Source organism: Enterococcus ureilyticus, from assembly GCF_001730315.1.
Lineage (GTDB): Bacteria > Bacillota > Bacilli > Lactobacillales > Enterococcaceae > Enterococcus_L > Enterococcus_L ureilyticus.
In genome coordinates, this window is sequence record NZ_MIKC01000041.1 from 45,084 (window position 1) to 68,306 (window position 23,223).

Annotated in this window: 22 protein-coding genes; 19 read left to right on the plus strand and 3 right to left on the minus strand. The window is 37.7% G+C overall.

What is annotated here, in order from left to right; all coding sequences use genetic code 11:
* The first annotated feature begins 40 nt into the window (after positions 1-40).
* The 17 genes from BCR24_RS14900 to BCR24_RS14985 all read left to right on the plus strand — a co-directional run bounded on the left by BCR24_RS14900 (position 41) and on the right by BCR24_RS14985 (position 17,047).
* Positions 41-424 (plus strand): hypothetical protein, encoded by a 384-nt coding sequence (locus BCR24_RS14900; RefSeq protein ID WP_069641288.1) that lies wholly within the window; start codon positions 41-43, stop codon positions 422-424.
* Positions 424-1,125 carry a CBS domain-containing protein gene (locus tag BCR24_RS14905; protein WP_069641289.1) on the plus strand — a complete coding sequence of 234 codons (702 nt, stop codon included), beginning with the start codon at positions 424-426 and terminating at the stop codon, positions 1,123-1,125. The genes BCR24_RS14900 and BCR24_RS14905 overlap by 1 nt, the downstream gene beginning before the upstream one ends.
* 5 nt (positions 1,126-1,130) lie before the next feature.
* Positions 1,131-1,607 (plus strand): signal peptidase II, encoded by a 477-nt coding sequence (lspA, locus tag BCR24_RS14910; RefSeq protein WP_069641428.1) that lies wholly within the window; start codon positions 1,131-1,133, stop codon positions 1,605-1,607.
* On the plus strand, positions 1,594-2,499 hold the full coding sequence (locus BCR24_RS14915; protein ID WP_069641290.1) for an RluA family pseudouridine synthase: 906 nt from the start codon (positions 1,594-1,596) through the stop codon (positions 2,497-2,499). Before lspA ends, BCR24_RS14915 begins: the two co-directional genes overlap by 14 nt.
* Before the next feature lie 415 nt (positions 2,500-2,914).
* On the plus strand, positions 2,915-3,472 hold the full coding sequence (gene pyrR, locus BCR24_RS14925) for a bifunctional pyr operon transcriptional regulator/uracil phosphoribosyltransferase PyrR (RefSeq protein ID WP_069641292.1): 558 nt from the start codon (positions 2,915-2,917) through the stop codon (positions 3,470-3,472).
* A gap of 34 nt (positions 3,473-3,506) precedes the next feature.
* Positions 3,507-4,793 carry a solute carrier family 23 protein gene (locus tag BCR24_RS14930; RefSeq protein WP_069641293.1) on the plus strand — a complete coding sequence of 429 codons (1,287 nt, stop codon included), beginning with the start codon at positions 3,507-3,509 and terminating at the stop codon, positions 4,791-4,793.
* Positions 4,794-4,870: 77 nt separating this feature from the next.
* Positions 4,871-5,797, plus strand: coding sequence for an aspartate carbamoyltransferase catalytic subunit (locus BCR24_RS14935; RefSeq protein WP_069641294.1), 927 nt, complete (start codon positions 4,871-4,873; stop codon positions 5,795-5,797).
* 9 nt (positions 5,798-5,806) lie between these two features.
* On the plus strand, positions 5,807-7,090 hold the full coding sequence (locus BCR24_RS14940; RefSeq protein WP_069641295.1) for a dihydroorotase: 1,284 nt from the start codon (positions 5,807-5,809) through the stop codon (positions 7,088-7,090).
* A 2-nt stretch (positions 7,091-7,092) separates the two neighbouring features.
* The gene (locus BCR24_RS14945) at positions 7,093-8,172 is read left to right on the plus strand and encodes a carbamoyl phosphate synthase small subunit (protein WP_069641296.1); all 1,080 of its coding nucleotides are present in this window, start codon (positions 7,093-7,095) and stop codon (positions 8,170-8,172) included.
* The gene (gene carB, locus BCR24_RS14950; protein WP_069641297.1) at positions 8,172-11,351 is read left to right on the plus strand and encodes a carbamoyl-phosphate synthase large subunit; all 3,180 of its coding nucleotides are present in this window, start codon (positions 8,172-8,174) and stop codon (positions 11,349-11,351) included. The genes BCR24_RS14945 and carB overlap by 1 nt, the downstream gene beginning before the upstream one ends.
* Before the next feature lie 125 nt (positions 11,352-11,476).
* A complete protein-coding gene (locus tag BCR24_RS14955; RefSeq protein ID WP_069641298.1) occupies positions 11,477-12,259 on the plus strand; it encodes a dihydroorotate dehydrogenase electron transfer subunit in 783 nt (260 codons plus the stop codon).
* The gene (locus tag BCR24_RS14960) at positions 12,259-13,185 is read left to right on the plus strand and encodes a dihydroorotate dehydrogenase (RefSeq protein ID WP_069641299.1); all 927 of its coding nucleotides are present in this window, start codon (positions 12,259-12,261) and stop codon (positions 13,183-13,185) included. Before BCR24_RS14955 ends, BCR24_RS14960 begins: the two co-directional genes overlap by 1 nt.
* Complete coding sequence (pyrF, locus tag BCR24_RS14965) at positions 13,182-13,901, plus strand: orotidine-5'-phosphate decarboxylase (protein ID WP_069641300.1); 720 nt, start codon at positions 13,182-13,184, stop codon at positions 13,899-13,901. Before BCR24_RS14960 ends, pyrF begins: the two co-directional genes overlap by 4 nt.
* A complete protein-coding gene (gene pyrE, locus BCR24_RS14970; protein ID WP_069641301.1) occupies positions 13,898-14,533 on the plus strand; it encodes an orotate phosphoribosyltransferase in 636 nt (211 codons plus the stop codon). Before pyrF ends, pyrE begins: the two co-directional genes overlap by 4 nt.
* A gap of 182 nt (positions 14,534-14,715) precedes the next feature.
* A complete protein-coding gene (locus tag BCR24_RS14975) occupies positions 14,716-15,417 on the plus strand; it encodes a carbonic anhydrase family protein (RefSeq protein WP_069641302.1) in 702 nt (233 codons plus the stop codon).
* A gap of 14 nt (positions 15,418-15,431) precedes the next feature.
* Positions 15,432-16,322 (plus strand): LysR family transcriptional regulator, encoded by an 891-nt coding sequence (locus BCR24_RS14980; RefSeq protein ID WP_069641303.1) that lies wholly within the window; start codon positions 15,432-15,434, stop codon positions 16,320-16,322.
* A 110-nt stretch (positions 16,323-16,432) separates the two neighbouring features.
* Positions 16,433-17,047, plus strand: coding sequence for a hypothetical protein (locus BCR24_RS14985; RefSeq protein ID WP_069641304.1), 615 nt, complete (start codon positions 16,433-16,435; stop codon positions 17,045-17,047).
* Positions 17,048-17,121: 74 nt separating this feature from the next.
* On the opposite strand, the gene hisC is transcribed toward BCR24_RS14985, so the two are convergent.
* Positions 17,122-18,180, minus strand: a complete 1,059-nt coding sequence (hisC, locus tag BCR24_RS14990) for a histidinol-phosphate transaminase (protein ID WP_069641305.1) — start codon at positions 18,178-18,180, stop codon at positions 17,122-17,124.
* Positions 18,181-18,401: 221 nt separating this feature from the next.
* Here hisC and BCR24_RS14995 point away from each other — a divergent pair, with 221 nt between their 5' ends.
* Both BCR24_RS14995 and BCR24_RS15000 read left to right on the plus strand, forming a co-directional pair.
* Positions 18,402-19,574 carry a pyridoxal phosphate-dependent aminotransferase gene (locus BCR24_RS14995; RefSeq protein WP_069641306.1) on the plus strand — a complete coding sequence of 391 codons (1,173 nt, stop codon included), beginning with the start codon at positions 18,402-18,404 and terminating at the stop codon, positions 19,572-19,574.
* A gap of 161 nt (positions 19,575-19,735) precedes the next feature.
* Positions 19,736-20,644: a phosphate ABC transporter substrate-binding protein PstS family protein gene (locus BCR24_RS15000; RefSeq protein ID WP_069641307.1), complete on the plus strand. Its 909-nt coding sequence runs from the start codon at positions 19,736-19,738 to the stop codon at positions 20,642-20,644.
* A 49-nt stretch (positions 20,645-20,693) separates the two neighbouring features.
* Here the strand turns inward: BCR24_RS15000 and BCR24_RS15005 are convergent, their stop codons facing one another.
* Together BCR24_RS15005 and BCR24_RS15010 are read right to left on the minus strand one after the other, a co-directional pair.
* The gene (locus BCR24_RS15005; RefSeq protein WP_069641308.1) at positions 20,694-22,454 is read right to left on the minus strand and encodes a sensor histidine kinase; all 1,761 of its coding nucleotides are present in this window, start codon (positions 22,452-22,454) and stop codon (positions 20,694-20,696) included.
* Positions 22,451-23,164, minus strand: coding sequence for a response regulator transcription factor (locus BCR24_RS15010; RefSeq protein ID WP_069641309.1), 714 nt, complete (start codon positions 23,162-23,164; stop codon positions 22,451-22,453). The genes BCR24_RS15005 and BCR24_RS15010 overlap by 4 nt, the downstream gene beginning before the upstream one ends.
* Positions 23,165-23,223 lie beyond the last annotated feature (59 nt).

The following is a 23,223-nucleotide window of genomic DNA, read 5'->3' on the forward strand; positions in this document are numbered from 1 at the left end:
TTGTTATATACTTTAAACTAAAGCTCGAGGAGGGATATACATGATGATTCGTTGTACTAGAAATACCGGATTTTATGGAATGGGTAGTCCAATCGAGATTAAAAAAGAGCAGAAAAAATGGTTTTACTTAAGTCAAAATCAAACGAAACAAGTTGAGTTAGATGAAATGAAATGTACCATTCAAGCTCAATTCTCTTTTTTAAAGAGCGCTCCTTTTACAGTTGAAGACAGTGGGCAATTGATTGAGTTAGAAATAACGATGAATCCAACCTTGATAGTTGTTTATGTTATACTCTTTGTGGGGATGTTTATGATTCCTGTGCTACATTTATCGTTGTGGGGTATCTTGTTGCTCATGATCCTTTATTTTATCTTTGTATTTTTTATGCTAAATAAAGCGTATATAATTAAGGAGAAAACTTAATGGGTGAAAGAGCAGAGGCGTTTTTAAGTAGTTTCAATCGTATTGAAAAATGGCTTCGTGAGCAGTTGAATAACTCAACAAATATAGGGTTCAGTGAAATGGTTCGGCGTTTAGCTAGAAAAAGAGAAAGTCAAATTTCGTTGTTCCAAGATGATTTACTCCAAATGGCTCAATTAAGAAATGCAATTGTACATGAACAAATCTCAGCGGATTTTGTTATCGCTGAACCAAATGAATGGGCAGTCAAACGTTTGCAGGAAATTGAAAAAGCGTTGATTAGTCCTGAAAAAGTTCTGCCGCGTTTTTTAAAAAAAGTAACAGGTTTTGATGTCAATATCTCAATTCAAGAGATTTTATCGATTGTGGCCCGCAAACAATATTCGCAATTTCCAATTTATGATAATGGTCAATTTAATGGTTTGATCACCGTTCGTGGTTTAGGGATTTGGCTAGCTGTTGAAAGTTCTAAAGGAGCTATTCAATTAGACGGAAGAAAAGCATCAGAGCTTTTAGTTAGTAATTATAAAGAAAGCAATTATCGATTTGTAGATAAAGAAACAACTGTCTTTCAAGTAGAAGAACTGTTTGCGCATCACATTCGATTAGAAGCAATATTGATTACAAAAGATGGGAATCCAAATGGCAGTTTACTTGGAATTATTCGCCCAAGAGATTTATACAATAATTTAGAGAAGGAATGAAGCATTTGTTAGCAATTTATTTGATTATCAGTGCCGCATTGATTGGGCTCGATCAATGGGTAAAATATTTAACGGTAGCCAATATCCAACTAGGAGACACAAAAGAATTTATTCCTGGGTTTTTATCCTTTACGTATATTCGTAATACAGGTGCAGCTTGGAGTCTTTTAGAAGGGAAAATGTGGTTCTTTTACATTGTGACGGTAATCGTAGTCGCCGTCGTTTTGTACATTCTCGTTAAAAATATTAATGGAAGCAAGTGGTTTACGGTCGGTTTGACTTTAGTTTTAGCAGGAGCGATCGGAAATTTTATCGATCGTGTACGTCTAGGTTTTGTGGTTGACATGTTCCAAACGGAATTTATCAGCTTTCCTATATTCAATGTTGCTGACTCAGCGCTAGTTATTGGCGTAATATGTATTTTTATTTATCTTATTTTAGACGAAAAAGCAGCGAAGGATGGAAAAAATGAAGCAAATTAATGTAAAAATCAAACAAGAAAAAGGACGGATCGACAAAGTTTTAAGTGATCTATTAAAAGAGCATTCCCGTTCGCAAATTCAACAATGGTTAAAAGATGAACACATAACGGTCAATGGTGAAGTGACTCGTTCTAATTATAAAGTCAAGGAGCAAGATGAGATTAGTATCGATGTACCAGAACCTGAAGAATTGAATGTTCTAGCTGAAGATATCCCAATTGAAATCGTTTATGAAGATGATGATGTATTAGTCGTCAATAAACCACAAGGGATGGTCGTACATCCATCAGCTGGACATCAGCATGGCACATTAGTAAATGCATTGCTATACCATATCAAGGACTTATCCTCGATCAATGGTATCATTCGTCCAGGAATCGTTCATCGCATTGACAAGGACACTTCGGGTTTATTAATGGTTGCCAAAAATGATCAAGCACATGTTGCATTAGCAGAACAATTAAAAGATAAAACATCCCTTAGAAAATATATCGCTTTAGTTCATGGAGAAATTGCACATGATAAAGGTGAAATCAATGCACCGATCGGCCGCTCTAAAAATGATCGAAAGATGCAAGCGGTAATAGAAGGTGGAAAGCCAGCTGTCACGCATTTTGAAGTGTTAGAGCGCTTTGAGGGCTATACATTAGTTCAATTACAATTAGAAACAGGTCGAACGCATCAAATTCGCGTTCATATGAAGTATATTGGCTATCCAGTTGCCGGGGACCCATTATACGGGCCAAGAAAAACCTTAAAAGGCAACGGACAATTTTTACATGCTGAAATGCTAGGATTCAAACACCCGACAACTGGCCAAATGATGGTTTTTGAAGCACCGCTACCCGACCTTTTTGAAAAAACTTTAGATCAATTAAGAAATAATGATTGATTTATTTAAAAAGAAAAGGTAAACTGATTTGAGAAAGAAAATTAAATAAGTAATCCTTTAAGAGTAGTCCCGTGAGGCTAAGAAGGAAACATGCAGAACAATATCTAGGTGCGCTTAGAAAAAATCTGTGTGAAATGAATAGTATCTTTGTATAGATAAATTCAATCCTCCTATCCGAACACGGGTGGGAGGATTTTTGTATGCTTTGAATCACTAAGATTGCTTCATAGAGCAGATGATGAACAAGGCTTGGCGAATGAAGTGAGAGAAGTCACCGTACAAAAGCGCCAACTACTCCAAATTAGGAAGAACAAGCACCAACACCAAACAAAAAAGAGTAAGTGTAACGCCTTTACGCTGAAACAAGTCACGCATAAGGTGGCAAGAAAAACTATATTTTCAGGAGGAGACAAAAATGCAAACAAAAGAAGTCGTTGATGCAGTTACTATGAAACGTGCCTTAACCAGAATCACATATGAAATCATCGAAAGAAACAAAGGAGTCCAAGATATCGTATTAGTAGGAATCAAAACGCGAGGGATCTATATTGCACAACGAATTGCTGAGCGGTTGAAACAATTAGAACAAATCGAGGTTCCTGTAGGTGAGCTTGATATCACATTATACCGTGATGATATGGATGGTCAGACAATGAAAGAACGCTCTTTGGAAGAACCAGAATTGCACTCGTCAGACATACCTGTTTCATTAGAAGGAAAAGAGGTTATTTTAATTGATGATGTCCTGTTTACAGGTCGGACGATCCGAGCAGCAATGGATGCAGTCATGGATCTGGGACGACCAAGAAAAATTTCACTAGCAGTCTTAGTAGACAGAGGACATAGGGAACTTCCAATCAGAGCTGACTACGTTGGAAAGAATATTCCAACATCAATGGCTGAAGAAATCATTGTGGAAGTAGAAGAAAAAGACGGAACAGATCGAATTTTGATCGCTAGTATAGAAGAGTAAACAAATAGATTAGTAAAAGATAGGGTAGGTTGAGATGACAGAAAAAGAATTTCGTAATGAAGAAGCAGTTTTAGATATACATGATAGACCGAAGACAATACATTGGATAGGTTTGAGTTTACAGCATTTATTCACCATGTTTGGTGCAACAGTTTTGGTTCCGATTTTAGTAGGAATCGATCCAGGGATTGCCTTAGTAAGTTCTGGATTAGGAACAATCGTCTATCTGTTTGTGACGAAAGGGAAAATTCCTGCATACTTAGGAAGTAGCTTTGCTTTTATAGCTGCCATGCAGATGCTGATGAAAACTGACGGTTATCCAGCAATCGCCCAAGGAGCGATCACAACGGGTCTCGTTTACCTAATTGTATCAATCATCATTAGTAAAATTGGTTCAAGCTGGCTAGATAAAATTTTACCGCCAATCGTCGTTGGCCCCGTGGTCATGGTGATTGGGTTGGGACTCGCATCAAACGCGGCAAATAATGCCATGTTCAATAATGGTGAGTACGATTTTAGCTATATTGCAGTAGCACTTATTACACTAGGCTTAACCATTTTTTATAACATGTTTTTCAAAGGATTCCTCGGTTTGATTCCCATTTTACTAGGGATTGTGAGCGGATATCTAGTGGCTTTGTTATTCGGGATCGTTGATGTCGAACCGATCAAGGCAGCTGCATGGTTTGCCATGCCGAATTTTGAAATTCCATTTGTGCAGTATCAGCCAAAATTACATTTAAATGCTATCACAACGATGGCACCAATTGCCTTCGTTACAATGACAGAACATATCGGGCACTTAATGGTCTTAAATAAGCTGACCAAACGCAACTATTTTCAAGATCCCGGTTTATCCAAAACACTAATGGGCGACGGAGCGGCTCAAATTGTCGCAGGGCTAGTCGGTGGCCCTCCCGTAACTAGTTATGGTGAAAATATCGGAGTTTTAGCCATTACTCGGGTTCACAGCGTCTTTGTGATTGGCGGAGCGGCAGTTTTCGCTGTTGGACTTGGTTTTGTTGGGAAATTAAGCGCCATTATCCTAAGCATCCCTGGTCCAGTGATTTCCGGTATCAGCTTCGTTTTATTCGGAGTGATTGCTGCTAGTGGATTAAAAATCTTGATTGACAATCAAATCAATTTTGATAAGAAAAAGAATTTATTGATCGCTTCTGTAATCTTAGTGATAGGAATCGGGGGATTAGTTTTTAAGCTAGATACGTTTGAATTATCATCAATGGCATTGGCTACAGTTTTAGGAATTATTCTAAATTTAATATTACCAGAAACAGCACGCAGTGAAGAAAAGTCCATCTAGCAACAGGAATGAATAAGTTGTCTAGTTTCAAGGCTGAATGAGTTCTTTCAGCTTTTAAAATAGGGAGGAATGAACGTATGATCATCACATCTGAACGTATTAGCTTGAAACACCTTTTAACTGTAGAAGCATTAAGTGATCAAGAAGTTATGGGGTTGATCCGACGCGCACAGGAATTTAAACAAGGAGCGACGTGGCAGCCGGAAAAGAAACAGTACTTTGCGACAAACTTATTCTTTGAAAATAGTACACGAACACATAAAAGTTTTGATGTAGCTGAAAAGAAACTTGGGATTGAAGTCATAGAATTTGAAGAGAGTATGAGTTCAGTCAAAAAAGGTGAGACGCTTTATGATACGGTGCTGACAATGTCGGCAATCGGAGTTGATGTGGCGGTTATTCGTCATAGTGAAGAAAATTATTACGATGAACTGATCCAAAGTAAAACGATTCAATGCGCTATTATCAATGGTGGTGATGGCAGTGGGCAACATCCTACACAATGTTTATTGGATTTGATGACTATCTACGAAGAATTTGGACACTTTGAAGGACTCAATATAGCTATCGTTGGCGATATCACCCATTCACGTGTAGCTAAATCGAACATGCAGATGCTAAAGCGACTTGGCGCAAAAATCTTTTTCTCAGGCCCAGAAGAATGGTATGACAAACAATTTGAAGCCTATGGACACTACATGCCACTTGATGAAGTTGTGGAAACTGTTGATGTGATGATGATGCTTCGAGTACAACATGAGCGGCATGACGGTTCAGAAATATTTTCGAAAGAGGAATATCATAAAAATTTTGGGTTAACCATCGAACGAGCAAAACATTTGCAAAAACAAGCAATCATCATGCATCCAGCACCAATTAATCGTGATGTTGAGTTAGCAGATTCGCTTGTTGAAGGAATCCAGTCGCGGATCATTCAACAAATGAGTAATGGCGTATATATGAGAATGGCTATTTTAGAAGCAGTACTACAAGGGAAGGCATAGGTGAACAACATGAAAACACTTATCAAAAATGGGAAAATTATCAAAAAAGACAATCAACTGATTACAGCAGAAATATGGATCGAAGATGGCAGAATCAGGGCGATTGGAGAGTCCTTTGACGAGACTACTTTTACCGAAGTTTATGATGCTAAAGGTCAATTGATCACACCAGGCTTAGTTGATGTTCATGTCCATCTAAGAGAACCGGGCTTTACCTATAAAGAAACAATCGCTACTGGTAGTAAATCAGCAGCCAGAGGCGGATATACTACTGTTTGCGCTATGCCTAACTTGAACCCGGTTCCAGATACTGCTGAAAAACTAAAAGAAGTTTATCAAATCATAGAAAAAAATGCAGTAGTGAAAGTGTTGCAATATGCTCCTATTACCGAAGAGTTACGTAGTGAACGATTAACGGATCAAAAAGCATTGAAAGAAGTTGGCGCCTTCGCTTTTACCAATGATGGCGTTGGTGTGCAGACCGCAGGCACGATGCACCTTGCAATGAAAGAAGCAGCAGCACTTGATATGGCAATCGTAGCACATACAGAAGATGAATCGTTATTATTCGGTGGTGTGATGCATGAAGGTGAGGTTTCTAAAAAATTAGGATTACCAGGGATTTTAAGTTCGACTGAAGCATCACAAATCGCACGAGACGTTGTGTTAGCTGGTGAAACAGGCGTTCATTATCATGTTTGTCATGTTTCAACCAAAGAAAGTGTCCGCGTGATCCGTGACGCTAAACGTGCTGGAATTAATGTAACGGCAGAAGTTGCGCCTCATCACTTGATTTTGGTTGACGAAGATATCCCCGAAGACAATGGTTTTTGGAAAATGAATCCGCCGCTAAGAGCTACTTCTGATCGCAATGCACTTATTGAAGGCTTACTTGATGGCACGATCGATTGTATCGCAACAGACCACGCACCACATGGGTTGGAGGAGAAGAAGCAAACATTCTTAAAAGCTCCGTTTGGGATTGTTGGTAGTGAAACGGCTTTTCAACTGATTTATACGCACTTTGTCATACCAGGCAAATTTACTCTTGAACAAGTTATCAATTGGATGGCAACAAAACCAGCCGAAATATTTGGCTTAGATGCGGGAACATTAACAATCGGCAGTCCGGCAGATATTGCAGTATTTGATTTGCTAGCAGAAGAGGTAATCGATGATAAACAATTCGAATCACTAGGGGTCAATACACCTTTTGTTGGCTGGAAAGTCAAAGGGAATACATTAATGACTTTTGTTGATGGACAGTCAGCTTGGTCTAAAGGAGATGCATAAGTTTGAAGCGATTATTGATACTAGAAGACGGTACTGTTTTTGAAGGAAAAGCATTTGGTGCAGATGTTAATGTTGTTGGAGAAGTTGTTTTTACAACTAGTATGACAGGCTATCAAGAAACAATCACTGACCAAAGTTTCAATGGTCAGATCATTACGTTTACTTACCCAATGGTTGGTAATTATGGTATCAATCGCGACGATTATGAATCGATTTCTCCAACTTGTAAAGGAGTTGTAGTCAAAGAGCAGGCTCGCTTGGCTTCTAATTGGCGGGCCCAAATGACACTAGACGAATTTTTAAAAAGAAAAGGTATTCCGGGAATTGCTGGAATTGATACACGGGCTTTAACAAGAAAACTTCGTTCTGTCGGGACGATGAAAGCGGCATTTGTAGATGCTGATGACGATTTGACTCATGAATTTGATCAGTTGAAGGCGACGGTTTTACCTAAAAATCAAGTCGCACACGTTTCAACAACCAAACCATATCCTAGTCCTGGAATTGGTCGTAATGTAGTAGTAGTGGACTTTGGCTTAAAACACAGTATTTTAAGGGAATTATCAAAGCGCCATTGCAATTTAACTGTTTTACCCTATAACACAGATGCAGAAACAATTTTAGAACTTTCACCAGATGGTGTCATGCTGACAAATGGGCCTGGGGATCCTAAAGATGTACCAGAAGCAATTGAAATGATTCAAGGAATTCAAGGAAAAGTACCGATTTTTGGTATTTGCCTAGGTCATCAGCTATTTGCCTTAGCAAATGGAGCGGATACGTACAAGATGAAGTTTGGTCATCGAGGGTTAAATCATCCTGTTAGAGAAGTGGCGACAGGTAGAATCGATTTTACTTCACAGAATCATGGCTATGCAGTAGCTGAAGCAACGGTCGATCCTGAGAAATTACTGGTGACACATGTCGAAGTTAATGATGGTTCGGTTGAAGGCGTCAGACATCGTCAGTATCCAGCATTCACTGTTCAGTATCATCCCGATGCTGCACCGGGGCCACATGATGGTCTGCATTTGTTTGATGAATTTATGGAATTAATGGATGCATGGAAGGAGCAAGACTAATGCCAAAAAGAACAGATATCAAAAAAATCATGGTAATTGGTTCCGGTCCAATCATCATTGGACAAGCCGCAGAATTTGACTATGCAGGCACGCAGGCTTGTCTTGCTTTAAGAGAAGAAGGCTATCAAGTTGTGTTAGTCAACTCAAATCCAGCAACGATCATGACTGATAAAGAAATTGCTGATCAAGTATATATCGAACCAATCACATTGGAGTTTGTTTCACGAATTTTACGAAAAGAGCGCCCTGATGCATTATTACCTACCTTAGGTGGCCAAACAGGATTAAACATGGCGATGGAGCTAGCTGCTTCAGGAATTTTGGATGAACTGAATGTAGAATTATTGGGAACAAAATTAAATGCGATCGATCAAGCTGAAGATCGTGATCTATTTAAACAATTAATGAACGATTTAGATCAGCCAATTCCAGAAAGTGACATTGTGAATACTGTTGAGCAAGCTGTCGAATTTGCAAATAAGATCGGCTATCCCATCATTGTTCGTCCAGCTTTCACCTTAGGAGGAACTGGCGGTGGGATGTGTGATAATGAAGAGGAACTAAGAACAATTGCCGAAAACGGTTTAAAATTATCTCCAGTGACTCAATGCTTAATTGAAAGAAGTATAGCTGGTTTCAAAGAAATTGAGTATGAAGTAATGCGTGATTCAGCAGATAATGCAATCGTTGTTTGTAACATGGAAAATTTTGATCCTGTAGGAATTCATACAGGGGATTCGATTGTTTTTGCCCCAAGTCAAACCTTATCAGACCATGAATACCAAATGCTTCGTGATGCATCCTTGAAAATTATTCGGGCATTAAAAATAGAAGGTGGCTGTAACGTCCAATTAGCTCTTGATCCTCATAGCTTCAATTATTATGTCATCGAAGTAAATCCACGTGTTTCTCGTTCATCGGCCTTGGCTAGCAAAGCAACCGGTTATCCTATCGCGAAATTAGCTGCTAAAATCGCAGTTGGTCTGACTTTGGATGAGATGAAAAATCCAGTCACAGAAACGACTTATGCAGAATTTGAGCCAGCCTTAGATTATGTGGTAGCGAAAATCCCGCGCTGGCCTTTTGATAAATTTGAAAAGGGCGAACGTCGCTTAGGAACGCAAATGAAAGCAACAGGAGAAGTCATGGCAATCGGTCGAAATATTGAAGAATCGTTGCTGAAAGCTGTTCGTTCACTTGAAATTGGGGCCTATCATAATGAATTAAAAGAGCTGCAAGATGTTAGCGACGAATTATTGACTGAGAAAATCGTGAAAGCACAAGATGATCGATTGTTCTATTTATCAGAAGCAATTAGACGCAATTACACAATCGAAGAGTTGGCAACACTTACTAAGATCGATTTATTTTTCCTCGATAAACTGCTGCATATTGTTGAATTAGAAACTGCACTACAAGAAAATATCAAGGACCTTGACACGCTGAAAGAAGCCAAGCAAAATGGTTTCACTGATCGAAAAATTGCTGAACTATGGCAGATGACCGAACAAGAAGTTACGGATTATCGCCATGAACAAAAAGTTTTGCCCGTTTATAAAATGGTTGATACTTGCGCCGCAGAATTCGAGTCTCAAACGCCTTATTTTTATAGCACTTACGAATTTGAAAATGAAAGTATTCGTTCTGAAAAGCCTTCAGTATTAGTTCTAGGTTCAGGGCCAATTAGGATTGGCCAAGGTGTGGAATTTGATTATGCAACGGTTCACTCAGTTAAAGCGATTCAAGAAGCAGGGTTTGAAGCCATTATTATGAATAGTAATCCGGAGACCGTCTCAACAGATTTCTCGATTTCTGATAAACTCTATTTTGAACCATTGACTTTAGAAGATGTGATGAATGTCATTGAATTAGAACAACCAACAGGCGTTATCGTACAGTTTGGTGGGCAAACAGCCATAAACTTGGCAGAGCCGCTAGTCAAGCAAGGGGTCAAAATCTTAGGAACGTCCATCGAAGATTTAGATCGGGCGGAAAACCGAGATTTATTTGAACAAGCGTTACAAGAATTAGATATTCCTCAACCTCTGGGAGATACGGCAACTAGTGCAAAAGAAGCAGTAGCTGTGGCAAATAAAATTGGCTATCCTGTCTTGGTTCGACCAAGTTATGTACTTGGTGGGCGTGCGATGGAAATCGTAGAAAACCGAAAGGACCTAGAAGATTATATGCGTAACGCGGTAAAAGCTTCACCAGAGCATCCAGTCTTGGTGGATCGTTATCTTTTAGGAAAAGAATGTGAAGTTGATGCAATTTGTGATGGGCAAACCGTTTTAATACCGGGCATTATGGAACATATTGAACGTGCGGGTGTTCATTCAGGAGATTCAATGGCGGTTTATCCACCACAAAACTTATCAAAAGAGATCCAGAAAACAATTGCTGATTATACAAAAAAATTGGCGATCGGGTTAAATTGTATCGGGATGATGAATATTCAATTCGTGATTCATGAGGAAAAAGTGTACGTAATAGAAGTCAATCCGCGGGCTAGCCGGACAGTTCCATTTTTAAGCAAGATTACAGGAATTCCAATGGCTCAAGTGGCTACTAAAGTAATTCTCGGTCAAAAATTAAAAGATCTAAACTATCAAGATGGCTTGTATCCAGAAAGTCAGCAGGTACACATTAAAGCCCCAGTATTTTCTTTTACAAAACTACAAAAAGTCGATACGTATTTAGGACCTGAAATGAAATCGACAGGTGAAGTGATGGGTTCTGATTATAGTTTAGAAAAGGCCTTGTACAAAGCATTTGAAGCATCTGGTCTTCATTTGCCAAGTTTTGGTGCAGTCTTGTTTACGATTGCAGACGAAACGAAAGCAGAAGCACTGTTTTTGGCGAAACGTTTCAATGCAATCGGCTATAGCCTGATTGCAACACAAGGAACTGCAGAATTTTTGGAAAGCTATGGCTTACAGGTCAAATCCGTTCTTAAAATCAATCAAGGCGGTGAAACAGTTCTTGATCTTATTCGTAGCGGAGAGGCGCAAGTTGTGGTGAATACGATGGATAAAAATAGATCAGATTTAAATCAAGATGGATTTCTGATTCGTCGCGAGGCTGTCGAGCATGGCGTTCCATTGTTTACTTCACTAGACACAGCAGAAGCTATCTTAAAAGTGTTAGAATCACGAGCATTTTCATCAGAGCCGATTTAATTTGAAAAGGTTAAAATGAAATAAAAGTGTTTACTCTGAGAACCAATTCATTACTGTTTGTTACAAGTTTTCGCTTATCTTAGACATTTTTACTACATTAATAACGTTGTAAAGGAGAAACATACATGAAACAAGAAATAATGACAATCATCTCTCAACAACAATTAGCGCCTAGAATTTTTCAAATGACCTTAACAGGTGATTTGGTTAATGAAATGGAAAAGCCAGGGCAATTCATCCATATAAAAGTGCCTAGAGCAGATATGCTTTTAAGACGCCCAATCAGTATCAATCAAATAGATAAGCAAGCAAAAACATGCACCATCATTTATCGTACAGATGGAGATGGGACAAAAGTTTTTTCAGAGTTAGTATCGGGTGATACTTTAGATGTTATGGGACCTTTGGGGAATGGATTTGATGTTGACTGTATAGCAGCTGGTCAAAAAGCATATGTCATCGGCGGCGGAATTGGGATTCCGCCAATGTATGAATTATCAAAGCAACTAAAACAAAAAGGTATCGAAGTCTTCCATTTTCTTGGCTATGCTTCTAAAGAAGTTGCTTATTTTCAAGATGAATTCATTGATTTAGGGGAAACACGTTTTGCAACAGATGATGGTTCGTTTGGTGTTGAAGGAAATGTGGGTAACCTTTTATTAGAAGCAATAAAAAAAGAAGAGCCTGACGCTGTTTATGCGTGCGGTGCAAACGGTATGTTAAAAATGGTTGCTCAAGTCTTTTCAGATAATCCAAACGTTTTTCTATCTTTAGAGCAACGCATGGCTTGTGGCATGGGCGCTTGTTACGCTTGTGTTTGTCATGTACCAGATGATGAAACTGGCACTAAAAGTGTTAAAGTGTGTGATGAAGGGCCAATTTTTAGAGCCAGTGAGGTGGTATTATAATGAACAATCCTTTAGCAATCAATATTCCTGGTTTAGCATTGAAAAATCCAATCATCCCTGCTAGTGGCTGTTTTGGTTTTGGTGAAGAATATGCTCAATATTATGATCTAGGTAAGTTAGGATCGATCATGATCAAAGCAACGACTCCTCAAGCCCGCTTTGGTAATGCAACACCACGAGTTGCAGAAACACCTAGTGGAATGCTGAATGCCATTGGACTACAAAATCCAGGATTGGATGTGGTTATGACGACCAAACTCCCAGCTTTAGAAGCATATGATGTACCGATCATTGCCAATGTTGCAGGGGCTTGTGAAGAAGATTATGTTGAAGTTTGCAGTAAAATTGGTGACGCGCCGAATGTCAAAGCCATTGAATTAAATATTTCTTGTCCCAATGTTAAACATGGCGGGATCGCTTTTGGAACGGATCCAGATGTCGCATTTCAGTTGACTCAAGCCGTAAAAAAGGTCTCGACTGTTCCGATTTACGTAAAACTTTCTCCGAATGTGACAGATATTGTTCCAATCGCACAAGCCATAGAAGCTGGTGGAGCAGATGGTTTTTCAATGATCAATACGCTCTTAGGGATGCGGATTGATTTAAAAACACGTCGTCCAATCCTAGCGAATCAAACTGGAGGATTATCAGGTCCTGCGATTAAGCCAGTTGCGATTCGTCTAATTCATCAGGTCTCTCAGATTTCCAACTTGCCGATTATTGGTATGGGTGGTGTTCAAACAGTAGATGATGTTTTAGAAATGTTTATGGCTGGAGCAAGTGCAGTCGCTGTTGGAACGGCCAATTTTACGGATCCTTATATTTGTCCTAAACTAATTGAGGCATTACCAATACGAATGGCGGAACTAGGGATCGAATCATTAGAACAATTGATCAAAGAAGTCAGGGAGGCAAAAAATCAATGAGTCAACGACCAATCATCGCATTAGATTTCCCTTCAAAAGTTGAAGTAGAAATTTTTTTAGAAAATTTCCCTGTTAAAGAGTCACTTTTTGTTAAAGTAGGGATGGAATTGTTTTATCAAGAAGGACCAGAAATTGTTCGTTGGCTAAAAACATTAGGCCATTCTGTTTTTCTTGATTTAAAGTTGCACGATATACCAAATACTGTTGAAAAGGCAATGATCGGCTTAGCTAAGCTTGGTGTTGATATGACGAATGTGCATGCAGCAGGTGGTGTAAAAATGATGGCTGCGGCCAAAGCAGGTTTGTTAAAGGGAACAAAAGAAGGTGCAGAGGTTCCTCTACTGATTGCTGTTACTCAATTGACTTCAACAAGTGAAACTGAAATGCAACAAGATCAATTGATCAAAGTCTCATTACAAGATAGCGTGATCCATTATGCAAAATGTGCTGAACAAGCAGGATTAGTTGGCGTTGTGTGCTCTGCTTTAGAAGCACAAGATATCCATAGTGCAACGAGTGAAGAATTTATTTGTTTAACGCCGGGCATTCGTCCAAGCGGTAGTGCTGTAGGAGATCAGAAACGCATTGTGACGCCGACAAACGCTAAAAAAATGGGTTCAACTTATATCGTAGTTGGTCGCCCCATCACACAAGCTAAAGCACCCTATAAAGCCTATCAACAGATCAAAAATGAATGGAATGGAGTAAACCAATGACCGAATTAGCAAAAATCATCGCCAAAGATTTATTAGAAATTGAAGCAGTATTTTTAAGTCCAAATGAACCCTTTACTTGGGCGAGCGGAATCAAGAGTCCAATCTATTGTGATAATCGAATAACAATGAGTTATCCTGTTGTCCGTAAAGATATCGCCAAAGGACTTGCTGATAAAATAAAAACAGCATTTCCCGATGTACAAGTGATTGCTGGAACAGCTACAGCAGGAATTCCTCATGCAGCATGGGTAGCAGATATTTTAGATTTACCAATGGTGTATATTCGTAGTAAAGCAAAAGAACATGGCAAAGGCAATCAAATTGAGGGCCGAATTTTCAAAGGTCAAAAAATGGTCATCATTGAGGATTTAATCTCAACTGGTGGCAGTGTATTGGAAGCAGCTGATGCAGCAAAACGTGAAGGTGCCGAAGTCTTAGGCGTTGCTGCGATCTTTACGTATGAATTACCTAAAGGCAAAGAAAATTTTGAAGAACACAAGATGGATCTGCTTACATTGACTAATTATTCAACACTGATTGAGGCAGCTTTAGAATCAAACTACATTGAAGAAAAAGATGTTGTATTATTAAAAAATTGGAAACAAGATCCGCAAAATTGGTTAATAGGATAAATAAGAGAATTCAAGCATGATTTTTGATCATTTTTCAAAGATCATGTTTTTTCATGATTTCACGAATTATCCATGTATGCTATACTTTGATTACCAAAAATGTCAAAAAAGTTTTGAGAATTGACTGTTGATTCTAAATAAGCTACAGTTATTCAAATGATAAAATCAGAAGGTGGGGTTTGATGAGAAATATTCGAAATATGGATGTAGAGTGGGGCTATGAAGGGGAACTTGGCCCAGATCATTGGCACACATTATGTGATTGGTTTTCAACAGGTGCCAAATATCCCTATCAATCACCAATTAATTTATCGAACGACTTAGTCAATGGTCAATCTGCGAATCGTGCAATTGATTTTTGTTATAAAACAGAAGAATTTACAGAAAAAGAATTTAAAAATACGTTTCACTTTGTTCCGCCAAATACAGAAAGTTATGTCATTTTTGAAGAGGAAAAATATTATTTAACAGATATCCATTTCCATACTCCAAGTGAGCATACTTTTGATGGAGAACATTCGCCATTGGAGTTTCATCTGGTTCATATGAATAATTCTGGTGAGAATTTGGTTGTGGGCTGTTTGTTTACAATTACAACACATGACAATAAATTTTCAAAAAAGCGTTCAACGATTGAATGGAACTTAGAAACGCACCAACAATGGTTCGATCCGTCGATATTTTTACCTGAACAAAAAACTCATTTTCATTATTTAGGGTCACTAACAACACCACCAACAAAAGGACCTGTCCATTGGTTTGTTTTCGATACTATCCAAGAAATGGATCGTGATTTTTTTGAACGGATCGATGAAGGGATGCTGAAATTCAATAATCGTCCAGTTCAAGCGCTGAATGGACGCAAAATCTATTTTTCTGAATAAAGTGGAGGAAAACGATGAATATCCAACAAATGAAATATGTTGTGGCTGTTGCAAACAATGGTAGTTTTAGAGAAGCGGCGAAAAAACTCTTTATTACTCAACCCAGTCTGTCAAATGGTATTCGTGAGCTTGAAGAAGAAATCGGTGTCACTTTATTTATCCGCACGAATAAAGGAGCTTCCTTGACTGAAGAAGGGTTGACTTTTTTAGAGCACGCTGAAAAAATCTTGACCCAGATGGAAATGATAGAAAATCGCTATCAAGAAGTAACGAAGAGCGAACGTTTTTCAATTTCTTCTCAACATTATGATTTTTTAGGAGAAGTAATGGGAAAAGTGATCCAACAATTCAAAGATCAATATAAAAATTTTCGTGTGTTCGAAACAACAACGCTGAAAGTTATCGAAGATGTGAAAAGTTATCATAGTGAGCTTGGAATTATTTATTTAAACAATCAAAATCAATCGGGCATTGAGCGGTATTTAGAACAAGCAAATTTAACATATGATGTTGTTGGAAGTTTTAAAACACATATTTTTCTTGGTAGAAACCATCCTCTGGCGAAACAAACTAAAATCGAATTAGAACAATTATGTTGTTATCCTCAAGTTCGTTTTACGCAAGAAGGGAGTAATTTTGCTTATTTTTCAGAAGATCTCATTGAAAATCAAGAACAAGAAACGGTGATTTATACAAATGATCGCGGTACCCTGATGAATTTACTGGTGGAAACCGATGCGTATGCTTCAGGTTCAGGTGTTGTCACTGGTTTTACCAAAAAAGAAATTCGTTTAGTTCCACTAGCTGAAAGTCCAAACAATAAAATCTGTGTTTTGTCTCAAAAAAATAGAACAATCAGTACGATTGGACAATACTTTATTAAAGAGTTAAAGCAATTATTTTAAACTCTGTTGTGGATTTATTTTGTATTGTATGTTCACTTGTAATGATTTATAATCGATTTAATTGGCTTTATGAGCCGATTTTATTTTGTAGGAGTAAAGGGGAGTTACAAATGAAAAGAAAACAACTAGAAAAAGCTGTCATTGTTTTGGGATTAGGGGTTCTTTTAACCGGTTGTGGTACAGTCGCAAAAGAGAGCCAAGAAGTGAAGCACTCTGAAAAAATTGAAAAGAAAAAAGACCCAATCAAAGCAAAAGACGATTCTTCGACTAAAACAACGGTAGAAGCATCTGAAGAAGTGATTGAAACTGAAAACGGAACATTTTCCGTTCAGCTACCTGATGGATGGGAAGAAATTGAACCAACGGATTTAAACGATGAAGCTGACATAGGTCTTGAAAATGAAGAGAAATCTCTTTATTTGGCAGTTTTAAGTGAATCCGAAGAAGACTATGATGGATTTGACGGATATAAAGAAGCCATTGAGTTTTCTTTAGATGTTGTAGAAGAAACGGAAAAACCAATCGATCTTAATGGCTGGAAAGGCACACGTCGTTTCATAACGGCTAAAGTTGACGGAATGAAGGCCTACTATGTCTATGATGTCGTTGCGTCAGATGCTGGTCACTATGCTCAAAGAATGGCTTGGACAATGAATAGTAAGAAAGATAAGTATGGAAAAGAATTAGAATCTGTATTGGATTCTATTAAAGATGTCACAAAATAATAGACCCTAAAAAATCATCCTGGATAAGGGTGATTTTTTTATGGTCTAAATACTGGTAAGCATCCAACAATTTATCATTTATCATTATTTTGTAAATAATTAACGAGTAATTGCTGGACTTTTTCCATTTCTTCTTGTGTTCCAATAGATACTCTTAAATAATTTTTTAAACGGTCAATAGTAGAGAAATAACGAACAAAAACGTCTTGGCTCTCCAGATAGTGGTAAAGCTCTGTTATTACTATGTCTGGATGAGTTAAAAGTATAAAATTCGTTTGTGAAGATAACGCCTGAAATCCTAGATTACTAATGCTCGTTGTGAACCAGTTTCGAGTTTCACAAATCTTATTCGTTATTTTTGTATAGTATGTATCATCCTCAAGCGCTGCCACAGCTAAACATTCAGCTAACATATCAACAGAATAGGGATTAAAAGATGATTTTATACTTTCGACAACTTGGATATAGATGGGGTTGCCAAGTGCATAGCCCACACGCAATCCTGCTAAAGAACTGGATTTAGATAAGGTTCGAACGATTACTAAGTTTGGATAGTTATCAAGCAACGAAACTGCGGATTCAGTTGCAAAATCAATATAGGCCTCATCAATAATTACGATGACATCTGGATTCATTTCCAATAATTGTTTTATTTCGGCAATTGGCTTGAATAGCCCTGTTGGCGCATTTGGATTCGCAATAATGATGCCGCCATTTGTTTGTGTATAGTCCTTTAAATCAATAGCAAATTGTTCATTCAAAGGCAACTCTCTATAAGGAATGTGGAACAAATCAGCCCAAACTTTGTAAAAACCATAGGTGATATCAGGAAATAAAAGTGGGTCTGAACTGTTAAAAAAAGCAAGAAAACAGAAAGCCAAGACTTCATCAGACCCATTACCAATGATAAAATGCTTCGGCGATAACCCATGTTTAGTTGCTAAAGCGGCTTTTACATCCGGATTATTGATGGAGCTATATCGTTTTAATTGTTCAGTATCAAAATTGTTTAAGGCAGCCTTCACTTTTGGTGAGGGCGGGTAAGGGTTCTCATTTGTATTTAATTTGATCATATCTGAGTAATTGGGCTGCTCTCCAGGAACATAGGGGGTGATTTTTCTAATACCTTTCATTTAGCTGGCTCCCTTCGTTTCTTATAACTATAAAGAAGACTAAAACGTTTAGCAAGTATAATCTGTGAATTTGAAAAGAAAATAGTGTTTTTTGAAATACAAATTTCATTTTCACTTGAATTATGCTATTATAAATCCATTAATAAATTTAGGATGACTATACTAGCGCTTTGATCTCAGCAGTTTGAACGTTGGATCAGCAGTTAAGAGGAGAGGGTTACATGGATTTAACAAAAAGATTTAATAAACAAGTAGACAAGATCGCTGTTTCAATGATTCGTCAATTTGATGAACAAGTATCGGATATTAGAGGAATCATAAAATTGACATTGGGAGAACCGGATTTTAATACGCCTGACCATGTAAAAACGGCAGCTCATGATGCCATTAAAAATAATTTTTCCCATTATTCTGGTATGGCAGGGTTAACGGATGTACGTGAAGCCGCCACTTTTTTTATCAAAGAAAAATACAATTTATCCTACAAACCAACATCAGAAGTTTTAGTGACAGTTGGAGCAACTGAGGCTATTTCAGCAAGCCTATTATCTATTTTAGAGCCTGGAGATAAAGTCTTATTACCCGCTCCGATCTATCCAGGATATGAACCTGTCATTACTTTGGCGCAAGCAGAACCGATATATATTGATACCACCTCAAACCAGTTTGTGTTGACTCCTGAAATGATTGAAGCCGCAATGGTAGAGCACGGTAACCAAGTGAAAGCCATTATTTTAAACTATCCAAGTAATCCAACAGGTGTTACCTATGATCGACAAGAAGTGAAGGCCATTGCAGATGTTCTGAAAAATTATCCGATTTTTGTGATCAGTGATGAAATATATAGTGAGTTGACCTATGATGAGCAACATGTATCAATTGCTGAGTTTATTCCAGATCAAACAATTTTAATCAATGGTCTATCAAAATCTCATGCAATGACTGGCTGGAGAATCGGCTTTATTTTTGGTCCTGAGCAGTTGATTACTGAAATCATTAAAGTGCATCAATACTTAGTTACAGCTGCATCCACCATTTCACAAAAAGCAGCTGTTCGAGCCTTAATAGAGGGGATGGATGATGCAGCTGTTATGAAAAAAGAATACCGTAAACGGCGAGATTTTGTGTATGAACAAATGACCTCTTTTGGTTTTGAAGTAGCTCGACCTAATGGTGCTTTTTATATTTTTGCTAAGATTCCCAATGGTTACGAACAAGATTCGATGAAATTTTGTGTAGATTTAGCCCAAAAGCAAGCCATTGCGATTATTCCAGGTGTTGCTTTTGGTAAAGAGGCTGAAGGTTATGTCCGAATCAGCTATGCAGCTGATTTTGATACATTAAGAGAAGCGATGGATAGAATTGGGAACTATATGATCAGCGCACTAGATTAAACACATAAAAAAGTAGTATGAAACTAGATTTTAGTTTTGTGCTACTTTTTTAGTACACAAAAGCTTTACATTCCTTTACTCATTATTTACAGAACGTTGAAGTAGACTTAACATCCAATTGCTAAACTAAGCTTGTAACTAATTGAAAAGGACGTGTAGGAATGAAGAAACGTTTATTATCGGCAGTAGTTTTAAGTGTAGGACTTTTAATCGCAGGTTGTGGCAATCAAGGTGCCGCAACTGGTGAGAGTAATAATAAATTGAAAGATAGCGCGAGTAATAACAGCGAACCTGTTAAAATCGTGGCGGTTGGCTCTACTGCATTACAACCTTTAGTCGATGCGGCAAAAGATCAATTTGTTGTGGAGCACCCCAACTATACTATATCTGTCCAAGGTGGAGGCAGCGGCACTGGACTTTCTCAAGTTAGCGATGGAGCTGTTACCATTGGAAATTCAGATGTTTTTGCAGAAGAAAAATCTGGCGTCGATGCGTCTAAGCTTGTTGATCATCGTGTTGCTGTCGTAGGTATGGGACCAGTTGTTAATAAAGAAGTAGGGGTAAATAATATCAGTAAACAAGAGCTGATCGCTATTTTTACTGGAAAAACAAAAAATTGGAAAGAGCTTGGTGGTAAAGATCAAGAAATTGCAGTAATTAATCGTCCAAGCGGAAGTGGGACAAGAGCAACATTTGAAAAGTGGGGCTTGGATGGAGCTAGTGCTGTACAATCACAAGAGCAAGATTCATCAGGAACTGTTCGCCAAATCGTCGCACAAACACCAGGTGCCATCAGCTACCTCGCTTTTTCTTATATGGACGATTCTACCACAGCGTTAAGTATAGATGATGTAAAACCAACAGAAGAGAATGTTGCAGACAACTCTTGGAAAATTTGGTCATATGAACATATGTACACCAAAGGGCAGCCTGATGATAATGTCAAAGCCTTCTTAGATTATATGCTGTCAGATGAGGTACAAGATGGTGTTGTCAAAGAGTTAGGTTACTTACCGATGACAGGGATGAAAGTTGAAAGAGATGTCTCTGGAGCGATTACAACGAAATAGATTTTCTCAAACAAAAAAGGCTGAATGTGAAAAACATTCGCCTTTTTTTTTACGTTGTTTTGGGTAAGTTCACGGTAAAAGTTGAACCTAACCCTAAATGACTAACTATTGTTACGGTGCCTCCTAGTAGTTCAGTATAATTATGAACGATCGATAAACCTAAACCTGTACCGCCAGAATGTCGGCTTCTTGCTTTATCGACTCGATAAAACCGTTCAAAAATCCGTTCTTGATCTTTTGTACTAATCCCAATTCCGCTATCTTTCACCATAAAAAAGAATTGTTCTTTATAGCCAAAATCAATTGTAATCGTTCCACCAGTTTTAGAGTACTGAATCGCATTTTCAATCAAATTTTTAACAATAGGGTAAAAGAGTTCATATTTTGTTGTATATGTGAGAGTATCTGCTCCTAAAATGGTTATTTTCAAATTCTTCTCTTTAATTGTTTTACGATAGGAGCTCAGAATTTCTTGCGTGAAAGAAAATAACATCACTTGCTGATCATCATAGGTTATATTTTTTCCATCTCGTGAAAGCTGTAAAATTTCTTGAATCAATTGTTGCAGACGCAAAGCATCTTTTTGCATGATTTCTAAAAACTGTCTCAGTGTTTCAGGATCTTCTTTGGCACCATCTAATAAAGTTTCTGTAAAACCTAGAAGAGAAGTAACGGGCGTTTTTAATTCATGAGAAACATTGCTTACAAAATCTTTTTGCATTTTTTCTAATTGCCGAACACGAGTTAAATCATAGGCAATCCCTAAGACTTGATAGTCGTTGCCATCTTCTTCGATGAAGCGTAAAGACATATCTAGAATCGTTTCATTTAATAAGTTCGTTAGTTTGATTTCTTGATGGACTGTGTTTTTTTCTGTCATAACATGATGGATCAAATGAATGAGTGCAGGTTCTTTGATTACATCAAAATAATCTTTGCCAGCATCACTCTTATCAAGCATCAAGATATCGGTCATTTTAGGATTGATCAATTGTAATTTTCCGTCAATATCAATAATAAATACACCAATCATCAATTCATCCAGCAACGCATGGAATTGTTCATCGGTTGAGGTATATGCTAAATACGTTTGGCTCATTTGCTGACTCAAAAGATTAACCGTTTGATAGAGTTCGTTCCACTCTGGAGAATCTTGGATGATAGAACGAGCTTCATCAGGATACTTCACGATTTTTTTTAATACTGGTAAAACTGTAACGAGAGGTTCGTTTTTTTGATGCAGTAATAAAAAAACAAATGCAGTAATAATCAAAAATAAAATACCTAAGGTAAATAAAATGTAGCGGCGAAATGACTGAATACTATTAGAAAATTGTGTTGTTTCCTCTGCCACACGAATAATACCGATAAGCTTGCCATTTTCCTGAACAGGCAATGCTAGATAAAGCAATTCTTCTTTTAACGTTGCACTTTTTCTTAAAGCAGAACCAAAATCAGCACCAGAAAGAATCGCCTTGATTTCAGGTCGATTACGCCGTGATTCATGGAGTGCAGACGGTACACTATCATAAAAAATTTCTCCTGCTGCATTCATCAACGTCAGTCGCTCATTTTGATCAACGGAGTAATGATCAATGAGTTTTTTTTCTTGTGAAGAAAAATCTTGTTTCAAAAATAAATTGGGAGACAGCTGATCAATTAACAACATTCCTTTTTTTTGTAAATATTCTTCCTGTTGAGAAAGTAATTCTTGCTTAAAAAAATGATTGGTTAAAAAGACACTTCCGATAAATAAGGCCAACATCATGATTCCAACAAACAAATATTCAATTCGTTGTCTTTTTTTCATTTTTTAGGCTCCTGAAAACGATAACCAAAACCTCTAACGGTGATCAAATAGGCTGGGCGTTTTGGATCAATTTCAATTTTATCTCTTAGATGGCTGACATGTACATCAACAATCCGACTTTGGCCAGCAAAATCATAATTCCAAATTCGGTCTAATAAAGTATCACGGTCAATCACACGATCTTTACGTTTGATAAAGTAGACCAGTAACTCAAATTCTTTTGGGGTCAATTCGATTTTTTGACCACGAACAATCACTTCATAATTTTGTTCATCCACAACAATCTCGCCTAATGTTAAAGGCGCTTTTACCATTTCGTTAAACTCTTCTGTTTTTGTCGAAGTTGGTGTTAAGCGTCTAAAAATAGCTTTCATTCTCGCTAAAACTTCTCTAGGACTAAATGGTTTTGTTAAATAATCATCCGCTCCTATTTCTAACCCGATAATCTTGTCAACTTGATCATCTTTAGCAGTCAGGATCAAAATCGGTGTATCGATTTTTTCTCGTCGTAATGATTTTGTGATTTCTAAACCATCCATATTGGGCAGCATAACATCTAAAATAATGAAATCAAATTTGTTGGATAAGGCCAGTTCATAGCCGACAGCACCATCAAAGGCGGTCATCACTTCATAGCCGTCTTTTTCTAAATTAAAGGTTAACAACGTTACAATCGACGGTTCATCATCGACAACTAATACTTTTTTCATTGATTGGCTCCTTTAGATATGAAATGAATACAACGTCATTTTATCACAAATCCTTCGGT